This window comes from Reyranella sp. (assembly GCF_044224635.1).
Classification (GTDB): Bacteria; Pseudomonadota; Alphaproteobacteria; order Reyranellales; family Reyranellaceae; genus Reyranella.
The window spans coordinates 1-10,025 of sequence record NZ_JBGAKA010000094.1 but is presented as its reverse complement, the minus strand read 5'-3'; the positions used below and the strand labels follow the sequence as shown (position 1 = coordinate 10,025).

The 10,025-nt window shown below is 67.7% G+C and carries 10 protein-coding genes; 4 read left to right on the top strand and 6 right to left on the bottom strand.

Annotated features, from left to right (window positions below; translation table 11 throughout):
* Window positions 1-353, bottom strand: a 353-nt coding sequence (locus ACILR9_RS38150; RefSeq protein WP_395715231.1) for an SDR family NAD(P)-dependent oxidoreductase, incomplete at its 3' end; no start/stop codon positions are given.
* Window positions 353-1,126, bottom strand: coding sequence for an enoyl-CoA hydratase/isomerase family protein (locus ACILR9_RS38145; RefSeq protein ID WP_395715230.1), 774 nt, complete (start codon window positions 1,124-1,126; stop codon window positions 353-355). The genes ACILR9_RS38145 and ACILR9_RS38150, both read right to left, overlap by 1 nt.
* Window positions 1,127-1,204: 78 nt before the next feature.
* On the opposite strand from ACILR9_RS38145, the gene ACILR9_RS38140 reads away from it, so the two are divergent.
* Complete coding sequence (locus ACILR9_RS38140; RefSeq protein WP_395715229.1) at window positions 1,205-2,137, top strand: 3-hydroxyacyl-CoA dehydrogenase family protein; 933 nt, start codon at window positions 1,205-1,207, stop codon at window positions 2,135-2,137.
* Between the two features lie 155 nt (window positions 2,138-2,292).
* On the opposite strand, the gene ACILR9_RS38135 is transcribed toward ACILR9_RS38140, so the two are convergent.
* Window positions 2,293-3,879, bottom strand: a complete 1,587-nt coding sequence (locus ACILR9_RS38135; RefSeq protein ID WP_395715228.1) for a DEAD/DEAH box helicase — start codon at window positions 3,877-3,879, stop codon at window positions 2,293-2,295.
* Window positions 3,880-4,174: 295 nt separating this feature from the next.
* Complete coding sequence (locus tag ACILR9_RS38130; RefSeq protein ID WP_395715232.1) at window positions 4,175-5,917, bottom strand: amidohydrolase family protein; 1,743 nt, start codon at window positions 5,915-5,917, stop codon at window positions 4,175-4,177.
* A gap of 67 nt (window positions 5,918-5,984) precedes the next feature.
* On the opposite strand from ACILR9_RS38130, the gene ACILR9_RS38125 reads away from it, so the two are divergent.
* Both ACILR9_RS38125 and ACILR9_RS38120 read left to right on the top strand, forming a co-directional pair.
* A complete protein-coding gene (locus ACILR9_RS38125; protein WP_395715227.1) occupies window positions 5,985-7,055 on the top strand; it encodes an LLM class flavin-dependent oxidoreductase in 1,071 nt (356 codons plus the stop codon).
* On the top strand, window positions 7,052-7,939 hold the full coding sequence (locus tag ACILR9_RS38120) for a DMT family transporter (protein WP_395715226.1): 888 nt from the start codon (window positions 7,052-7,054) through the stop codon (window positions 7,937-7,939). The genes ACILR9_RS38125 and ACILR9_RS38120 overlap by 4 nt, the downstream gene beginning before the upstream one ends.
* On the opposite strand, the gene ACILR9_RS38115 is transcribed toward ACILR9_RS38120, so the two are convergent.
* Window positions 7,936-8,724, bottom strand: a complete 789-nt coding sequence (locus ACILR9_RS38115) for an SDR family NAD(P)-dependent oxidoreductase (RefSeq protein WP_395715225.1) — start codon at window positions 8,722-8,724, stop codon at window positions 7,936-7,938. The genes ACILR9_RS38120 and ACILR9_RS38115 overlap by 4 nt on opposite strands.
* A gap of 59 nt (window positions 8,725-8,783) precedes the next feature.
* Here ACILR9_RS38115 and ACILR9_RS38110 point away from each other — a divergent pair, with 59 nt between their 5' ends.
* Window positions 8,784-9,272 (top strand): GFA family protein, encoded by a 489-nt coding sequence (locus tag ACILR9_RS38110; protein ID WP_395715224.1) that lies wholly within the window; start codon window positions 8,784-8,786, stop codon window positions 9,270-9,272.
* Here the strand turns inward: ACILR9_RS38110 and ACILR9_RS38105 are convergent.
* Window positions 9,269-9,787, bottom strand: coding sequence for a hypothetical protein (locus ACILR9_RS38105; RefSeq protein ID WP_395715223.1), 519 nt, complete (start codon window positions 9,785-9,787; stop codon window positions 9,269-9,271). The genes ACILR9_RS38110 and ACILR9_RS38105 overlap by 4 nt on opposite strands.
* Window positions 9,788-10,025 lie beyond the last annotated feature (238 nt).

The following is a 10,025-nucleotide window of genomic DNA, read 5'->3' as shown; positions in this document are numbered from 1 at the left end:
ACGCCGTCGAGGTTGATCGCCTGCTGACGCTGCCAGTCGGCCAGCGTCATGCTCTCGATCGGCGCCATGATGCCGATGCCGGCATTGGCGACCATGATGTCGAGCCGGCCGAAGCGCTTCTCGGCCTCGGCGACGACGCCCGGCCATGCCGCCTCGTCGCGCACGTCGTGATGCAGGTAGTGCGCCTTGCCGCCCGCCTTGGCGATGCGGTCGATCACGCCCTTGCCCAGCGCGTCGTCGACATCGGTCACCAGGACCGACGCCCCTTCGCGCGCCAGCGTCTCCGAGCAGGCCTCGCCGATGCCCGAGGCGCCACCGGTGACGATGGCGACCTTGCCCGCAACCTGGCCCATCAGCGGCCCTTGAAGTTGCCGAGGCGCTTCTCGGCGTAGGACTTGATGCCCTCCTTGAAGTCCTCGGTCTTGCGCGTCCAGTCCTGCTCGGTGAGCTCGCGCTCGGTGGCCGCCTCGGCCGCGTCGGCGAAGCCGCGGCGCATCGTCTCGCGCGTCGACTGCACGGCGAGCGGGCCGCCCTCGGCGATCTCGGTCGCCAGCGCCAGCGCCGCCTTGCGCACGTCGGCCAGCGGCACCAGCACGTCCGCCAGGCCCCAGGCATAGGCCTCGTCGCCGCTGATGCGGCGGCCGGTATAGAACATCAGGTTGGCGCGCTGCTGGCCGATCAGGCGCGGCAGGGTGAAGGTGAGCGAGAAGCCCGGATGGAAGCCCAGGCGCGTGAAATTGGCGGAGAAGCGCGCCTCCGAGCAGGCGACGCGGAAGTCCGGCATGACCGCGAGCCCGAGGCCACCGCCGATCGCCGGCCCCTGGATCGCCCCGACGCTGGGCTTCCTGGAGCGGAACAGGCGGGTTGCTTCCTTGTAGAGGTGCTTGCCGGACTCGGCCGAGCCGGTCTGCGGCCGGTTCTGGAAGTCGGCGCCGGCGCAGAACGACTTGCCCTGGGCGCACAGCACGTAGGACCGGATGTTGACGTCGCGATCGAACGCCTCGAACGCATCGGCGATCTGGTTGATCAGCGAATTGTCGAAGAAATTGTGCGGCGGCCGCTGGATCTCGACGATCCCGACATGGCCCTCGGTGCTGATGCCGATATCCTTGTAGGTGCCGCTCATTGTCTTCTCCCTCGGGCTATAAGTGAGCGGTGATATTGCCCCGCCGTCGGGGCGGCCGTCGAGTTGGGAGGACCAAAAATGCCGCAAAGCGAACGCCAAGCCCTGGTCATCGGGGGTGGCACCATGGGCGTGGGAATCATCGCCATGTTCCTGGGCCACGGATGGTCGGTCGACGTCGTGTCGCGTTCGGCCTCGACGCGCGACGGCCTGCCCGCCGCCTGCGCCCGCGCCCTCGGCGCCATGGGCAAGCCCACGGACACGTCGCGTCTGAAGACCTTTGCCACCTTGCCCGAGGCGTCGTGGCCAGCCGTCGAGATCGCCGTCGAGACGGTGACCGAGGACTTGGCCCTGAAGCGGCAATTGTTCGCCGAGATGGAAAAGCTGGCGCGGCCCGACTGCGCGCTCACCTCCAACTCCTCGAGCTTCCCGATCAGCGAGATCGCCCGGGGGCTGGCGACGCAGCACCGCATGATGGGCCTGCACTTCTTCATGCCGGCCCATCTCATCCCGCTGGTCGAGGTCGTGCGCTCGATCCACACCGACGTCGCCAAGGCCGAATCGGTCGGCGGGATCATGGCGGCGCTCGGCAAGCGTCCCGTCCAGGTGAAGAAGGACGTGATCGGCTTCCTCGGCAATCGCATCCAGGGCGCGCTGATGCGCGAGGCGCTGTGGCTGATCGAGCAGGGCGTCGCCTCGCCCGAGGATATCGACGCCACCGTGCGGCTTTCCTTCGGCTTCCGCTACGCCGCCGCCGGCCCGATCGTGCAGAAGGAGCATTCGGGCTGGGACACGACGTGTGCGGTCGCCAAGATCATCTGGCCCGACCTCACCAACGCCGACGGCCCGCCGCCGGTCCTGCAGCGCAACGTCGACGAGGGCCGGATCGGCTTCAAGACCAAGCGCGGTTTCTTCGAGTGGGACGATCAGTCCATCGCAAAAGAGCGCGCCCGTTACGAGCGCGCCCTTCGCAAATGCCTGGAGATCTTCCGCGAGGAAGGGCTGCTGACGTAGTCGCGTTCTCCTCCCCAGCGAAGCTGGGGAGGTGCCCCGTCATACGGGGCGGAGGGGTCATGAGCCACAAGAGGCAGCAGAGCCCATGACTCATGACCCCTCCGTCCGCGATTACGCGGACACCTCCCCAGCGAAGCTGGGGAGGAGAGCATGAGCTACGCCGCGCGGCCGCGGTGGCCGCCACCACCTCCGCCGCCGAAGCGGCGGCGCTTGCCGTGGGGGCGGCGCCGCTGGTTGCTCGGGTGATCGTCGGAGCGGGTCCCGTCGGGTGCGCGATCGCGGTAGTCGCCGAAATCGTGGCCGGCATCGTCGCGTGTCGCCGGACGCTCGTCATGCCGGCGATGCGGATGATGGGCATGCGGATGATGAGCCTGCGCGTGATGGGGGCCGCGCGGGTGATCGCCGTGCGGACGATGCGGCCGGCCGCCGTGATGGCCGCCATGATGCCCATCGTGATGCCCACCGCGATGATCGTCGCCGCGCTGACCATGCCGATGCGGGTGCGGGCCACGCGGACGGCGCGGTCCGCGAGGCTCGCCGTGGCGGTCGTCGCGAGATTCCTCGCGGGTGCGCTGGACCGGCGCCGCGGGCTGCTGCGGCATGTCCTCGTTGGCCGGCGTCGCCACGACGGCGATGCGCTGGTTGGTCAGCCGCTCGATGCTCTTGAGCTGGCCGCGCTCGCTGCCGTCGCAGAACGACAGGGCGACGCCCGAGGCGCCGGCCCGCGCGGTGCGGCCGATGCGATGGACGTAGCTCTCGGCGTCGGCCGGAAGCTCGTAATTGATGACGTGCGTCACGCCGCTGACGTCGATGCCGCGCGAGGCGAGGTCGGTGGCAACCAGCACGCGGGCGCGGCCGCGGCTGAAATTGTCGAGCGCCCTCTGGCGGGCGTTCTGCGACTTGTTGCCATGGATCGCCTCGGAGCTCACGCCGCGGTCCTCAAGCGCCTCGGCGACACGGTTGGCGCCGCGCTTGGTGCGGGTGAACACGATGACCCGCTCGAGCGTCTCGTCGGACAGGAGATGGCTCAGCAGCTGGCGCTTGCTGGCGGCGCTCACGAAATAGACGCGCTGGTCGATCTTCTCGACGGTGCGGCCCTGCGGCGCAATCTCGACCCGCTCGGGGTTCTTCAGGATCTCCGACGCCAGCTTGGCGACGTCGCCCGGCATGGTGGCGGAGAACAGCAGCGTCTGGCGCTGCCTGGAGACCGCGCTGACGATGCGGCGCACGTCCTTGATGAAGCCCATGTCGAACATGCGGTCGGCCTCGTCGAGCACGAGGAACGTCACATGCGCCAACTTCACGTTGCCGCGCTCGACCAGGTCGAGCAGGCGGCCCGGCGTGGCGACCAGGATGTCGACGCCGCGGGCCAGGGTCTCGATCTGGCGGCCGTATCCCAGGCCGCCGACGACGGTGCAGAGGCGCAGGCCGAGGCCGCGACCGTAGGTGTCGAAGCTGCGGGCGATCTGGACGGCAAGCTCGCGGGTCGGCGCCAGCACCAGGGCGCGCGGGCTCTTGGGCTGCGGCCGCTCGCGGAAACCGGAGAGGTGCTGCAGCACGGGCAGCGCGAAGGCTGCCGTCTTGCCGGTGCCGGTCTGGGCGATGCCGAGAACGTCGCGACCCTGCAGCAGCGCCGGGATGGTGCGCGCCTGGATCGGCGTCGGCACCGTGTACTTGGCGGCATCGAGGGCACGCAGCAGCGGCTCGGCGAGGCCGAGATCCGCAAATGAAACATTACTCACTGAAGTATAGTCCTTATTGCCGCCGGACGCGCCCATCGGGCACGCCTGTTCAGGCGGCTTTTAGCCCGTTCCCGCGCGCGGCTGGGACGGCCCTTTTTCCAGGGGATTGTCTCGGGATGAAGCGCCGTCACAGTCAATGGGGCGCGTCGCGCGATCGCGAGAAACCTTTGTCAGCCCGCAAACCAGCGGACTGGCGCGTATATGATTGTGCGGCGCAGCGAAGTCAAGTGACGAAACTGTGGCTCCATCCCTTCGGACCGCGGGCGTCCCGCCCGCGATCCGGCGGAGAATGCGTTCAGATCATCGCCCGTTTGTTGCGGATGAGCTTGCCCGGCAGGTTGCCGGTCGGCTCGTTGTCGCGCAGCAGGACCTGGCCGTTGACGATCGTGGCGTGCATGCCATCGCACTTCTGCCTGAGCCGCTTGGCGCCGGCCGGCAGATCGTGGACGACCTCGGGCATGCGCGCGCCGATCGTGTCGGGATCGAACACCACGATGTCGGCCGCCATGCCCTCGCGCAGCAGGCCGCGATCGTGGAAGCCGAATTGAGTGGCGGTGTCGCAGGTGATCATCTTCACCGCCTCCTCGAGCGTGAAGGCCTGCTTCTCGCGCACCCAGTGGCTCAGCAGATGGGTCTGCAAGGAGCTGTCCATGATCTGCGAGACGTGCGCGCCCGAATCGGAGAAGGTCACGACCGAGCGCGGATGCTTCATCAGCTCGAGTGCCTCGGTCTGGTTCTCGTTGGCGATCGGCTGGATCATGAAGAATTTCATATCGCGCTCGAGCGCCATGTCGATCATCAGCTCGACCGGGTGTGTGTTGCGCTGACGGGCCAGGTCGGCCATCGACTTGTAAGCGCCCTTCATGTCGGTCATGGCGAAGATCCAGTCCCACTCCGGCGGGCGGGCCTCGGCGCCTCGGACCTGGGGTCCTTCGTAGGGCCGCGACGCGACCTCGACCAGCTTGCGGCGCTTGTCGGCATCGAGCAGCCACTGCTTCTGCTCGGCGAGCGGCAGCTTGCGCAGGTCGCGCCACACCTCCCACTTGTCGAACGGCAGATGCGTCTCGAAGGAGAGCAGCACGTTCAGCGCCCGGCTATGCACCTGCGCGAACATGCGGCCGCCCTGCCGGCAGGTGCGCTCGACGATGTCGAAGGTGGTGCGCCACGTGCCCGGGTTCGTGCGGCGACTGAACAGACCGAAAGTGAACGGACGCCCGCTCTCGATCGCGAGCTTGCTCATGTCCTCGTAGTACTGTCGCGCCTTGTGCCCATCCGCGCCGCGCGGCTCGCCCGCGACTTCCACCATGCCGCCGCCCATTGCCTTGACGAGAGTCTCGAATTCCCTCCAGGTCGCGAGCCGGCTCGCCACCGGCTTGTCGTCGGAGGTCTCGTGGCTGGCGCTGCGTGTCGTCGAGAAGCCGTGGGCGCCGGCGGCGATCGACTCCCTGGTGTGACGCACCATCGCCTCGAGGTCGTCCTCGGTCGCCTCGTCGGTGAAGGCGCGCTGGCCCATCACGTAGGTGCGCAGCGCGCAGTGACCGACATAGCCCGCGTAATTGATGCCCTTGGGCAGCGACTCAAGCACGTCGAGAAATTGCGGGAAGGTCTCCCAGCGCCACTTGATGCCGGCTTTCATGGCAGCGCGGCTGATGTCCTCGGCGCGCTCGAGGTTGCGGATCACGAGGTCGGCCTCGCTCTCCCGGCACGGCGCCAGGGTGAAGCCGCAATTGCCCATGACCACGCTGGTCACGCCCTGGAAGCAGGAGCTGGTGCCGATCGGATCCCAGAAGATCTGCGCGTCCATGTGGGTGTGCCCGTCGACGAAGCCCGGCGCCACGACGCGGCCTCCCGCATCCATGGTCTCCTTGGCCGCCGCTCCATCGATGCGGCCGATCTCGGCGATCTTGCCATCCTTGACGCCGACGTCGCCGCGAAAACGCGGCAATCCGGAACCGTCGACGATCATGCCGTTCTTGACGACGAGGTCGAATGCCATGGTCAGTCCTCCATTCGCCCTGCGAGCGTATGCCTGACGGATCGGCTCCTCAATGGCTGGTCAGTGCATGGCAGGCCCCGTAGGATCGCGCGTCGAAAGGCAGGGAACCATGGAATTCGGCGTTCTTTTCACATCGCATCCGAACCCCAAGGAAGAGCCCTACCCGCATCGTGACGTTCACGCCCGGACCACCGACGAGGTGATCGAGGCAGAGCGGTTGGGCTTCGATACGGCCTGGATCGCCGAGCACCATTTCGCCACAAGCTACGGCATCATGCCGGACTGCTTCGCCTACATGGCCTATCTCGCGGCCAAGACCAGCCGCATCAAGATCGGCGCTGCCGTCATCACGCTGCCGCTCTACGACCCGATCCGCGTGGTCGAGAACACGTCATTCGTCGACATCCTGTCCAACGGCCGCGTCCGGCTAGGCATCGGCTCGGGCTATCGGCCCTACGAGTTCGAGGGGCTCGGCAAGGATTTCGACGGCCGCCGCGACATCGTCGAGGAATCGGTGGGCCTGATGTTCGACGCGTTCCACCGCCACCGCTGGGACCATCAAGGCAAGTACTACAAGGGAACCGTCAAGGAACCCTACGAGATGCTGCCCCATCCCATCCAGATGCCGCATCCGCCGCTCTACATGGCGGGCGGCACCGATCGGTCGATCGGCTACTCGGGCCGCAACGGCTTCGGATTGATGCTGTCCACCTTGCCCGGGATCGAGACGCTGGCGGCGCAGACGGCGCTTTACAAGCGCGAGCTCGCCAACGCCTCGGAGGAGCGGCGCAAGAACCCGGCGGCGGGCGAGATCGACATCGCCCGCTGGGTCTATATCGCCGACACCGACCGGCAGGCCCGGGCCGAGACCGAGGAGGCGATCGTGCGCCATATCGCCCACTTCGGCGGCACGGGCACCAGCGGCTATCTCGGCTCGGTTTCCGAGAAGGGTAGCGAGATCAAGTACGACGACCTCGCCGAGACGCTGTTGCACGGCTCGGCCGAGACGGTGATCGCCCGGCTGCGCGAAATGCAGGCCCGCACCGGCATGACCTCGCTGCTGCTGCACTACCCGCCCTACTACGGGCGCGAGAAGACCATGAAGAGCCTGAAGCTGTTCGCCGAGCGCGTGATCCCGGCCTTCCGGCCGCCGGCGCAGCGCATGGCCGCGGCGGAATGACGGCCGCTCCGGCGGCCGGCTCTCGCAACAACACCTCTCTCGGCGCGGTCTATACGGTCCTGGCCATGGCGGCCTTCGCCGTCATGGACGCGATGAGCAAGTGGGTGGTGGCCGACTACTCGATCGGTCAGATCATGTGGCTCCGCTACAGCGTGTTCTGCGTGTTTGCCTGGTTGCTCGTGCGCCGCAAGGGGTTGCTGGCGACGGCACACAGCCGAAGGCCATGGCTGCAGGGCGGCCGCTCGATCCTCATCCTGGTCGAAAGCGCCGTCTTCGTGCTGGCGTTCGCTCATCTGCCGCTGGCCGACACCCACGCCCTCGCTGCGACCTCGCCGCTGATCGTGATCGTGCTCGGCGTCGTCTTCCTCGGCGAACGCGCCGGACCGGCACGCTGGCTCGCTGTGGCCACAGGCTTTCTCGGCATGCTGCTGATCGTCCGTCCCGGCTTGCGCACGTTCGATTGGCCGATGCTGCTGCCGGTGATCGGCGCCGTGATGTGGGCGGCCTACCAAGTGCTGGTCCGACTCTGCACCCGGACAGACTCAGCCGACACGACCTTCGTCTGGACCGCATTCACCGGCCTTGCCGCCACCACGCTCGTCGGACCATGGCAGTGGCAATGGCCCACGCCCACGGGTTGGGGGCTGCTGATCGCCATCGCGCTTCTGAATGCGCTGGCCAGCTACAGCCTGATCCGCGCCTTCGCCGTTGCGGAGGCCGGCGCCGTGCAGCCCTACAGCTACACCGCGCTCGTCTGGGTGACGATCCTGGGCCTCGTCGTGTTCGGCGACTTTCCCGACTGCTGGACGATCCTCGGCACCGCCGTCATCGTCGCGAGCTCACTCTACACGTGGCGGCACGACCGGCGTTCGACGACGCCTTAGCGCGGCCACTGCCGCAGGGCGACCAAACCGCCGTCGATCGGCAGCATCAACCCCGTCACCCAGCGAGATTCGTCCGAAGCGAGATAGACGGCACCGTGGGCGACGTCCCAGGCCGTGCCTTCGGTCTTCATCGGCACCATGTTGCGGCGGCGCTCGCGCGCCTCGTCGCCGAGATGCGCCACCATCGGCGTGTGCACGGAGCCGACGACGATGCAGTTGGCGCGGATGTTCTGGGTCGCATAGTCGGCCGCCACCGACAGGGTGAAGCCGTGCAGGCCGGCCTTGGCCGTCGAATAGGCGACGGCGCCCGCACTGCCGATCAGGCCGAGCACGCCTGCGATCGACGACACCATGATGATCGATCCGCCGCCGCCCTGCTTCATCTTCGGCAGGCAGTGCTTGGTGCACAGCATCGTCGTCGTGAGATTGGCCTCCAGCACCTTGTTCCAATCGGCGAGGCTCACCGTCTCGGGCGTGCCCGGCGCGCCGATGCCGACATTGTTGTGCAGGATGTCGAGCCGGCCGTATTGCTTCATGGCGAAGCCGGCCATCGCTTCGGCGGCCTCGGGCTTGGCGACGTCGGCGGCGAACACCGAGGCTTCGCCGCCCTCGTCCTTGATCTGCCTAGCGAGCTTGTCGGCCCGCTCGGCGCTGCGATTGACCAGCACCACCTTGGCGCCCTCGCGCGCGAACAGGATGGCCGTCGCCATGCCGTTGCCGACGCCCTCGCCGCGCGGCGCCGCGCCCGTCACAACCGCCACCTTGCCCTTCAAGCGGTCCGTCATGGTCTCCCCCCTCGTCGAATGCTATTGCCTCGCATCACCTTAGCGGGGAGCCTCGCGCCATGACCAGCCACTCCGAGACCTTCGACGGCGGCTGCACCTGCCGGCAGGTGCGCTATCGAATGACATCCAAGCCGCTGTTCGTGAATTGCTGTCACTGCCGCTGGTGCCAGCGCGAGACCGGCGCGGCCTTCGCGCTCAATGCCATGATCGAGGCCGATCGCGTCGAGTTGCTGTCCGGCGAACCCGAGCTGGTGATGACGCCGTCGGAGAGCGGCCGCGGCCAGAAGATCTGGCGCTGCCCGACCTGCCGCATTGCTGTGTGGAGCAACTATGGCGGTGCCGGCGAAGCCGTGCGATTCGTCCGCGTCGGCTCGCTCGACGAGCCCGACCGCCTGCCACCTGACATCCACATCTTCACCGCGTCCAAGCAGCCCTGGGTCGTCCTGCCCGAGGGCACCCCGGCGGTGCCGGAGTTCTACGACATCAAGGCGACGTGGCCAGCGGAGAGCCTCGCGCGTCGAGCCGCGCTGCGCGCCAAGTCGAGCTAGAAGCTCGCGAGATCGGCGACGGCTGCGGCGATCATGCGCGTGCCGACGGCCATCAGCAGGATGTCGTTGGCGACGCGCACGTACTCATAGCCTGCAGGGAGTGGCGAAAGCTGTCCGAGCAAGACCGGCGGCATCGGATAGTAGGCGACGCCGGCCGGCAGGGGCTGGCCGATCGCCCAGACCTTCTTGGCCTGGCCGGGCGGCAGGCAGCCGTTGCCCTTCTTGGCCAGGCCCGGCGGGCAGTTCCCCGCCGCGTACTCGGTTCGATAGTAGGAGTAGATCGCGTTGCGATCCCGATCGACGACAACGACGTTGCCTTGCTGCGGGCCACCGGGAGAGGCAGCCGGTCCGCCTTTTCCTTGGCCGGGTTGCCCCCGATCGACTTGGCCCGGCGGGCCGCCACCGCGCCCATGTCCGGGCTTGTCGTCCTTGTCTTTGTCCTTTTGGGCCAGAGCCGGCGCAGCCATGAGCGACAGCGCGACGAGGGATGCGAGAGCGACGGATTTCTTGATCATGGGAGCGACCTCTTCAACGCACCCAACGCCAAGATTGTGTCGGTTCGAGGGATAGGCGCCTACAACTTGCTGAGGTCGGCGACCAGCGCTGCAACGATCCGCGTGCCGATGCCGACCACCAGCAGATCGTTCTCGACGCGCAGGTAATGATAGCCCGCCGGCGACGGCGACAGCTTGGCGATCAGAGCCGCGGGCGGCGCCTCGCCCTTGATGCCGTCGGCGAGCGGCTGGTCGAGCC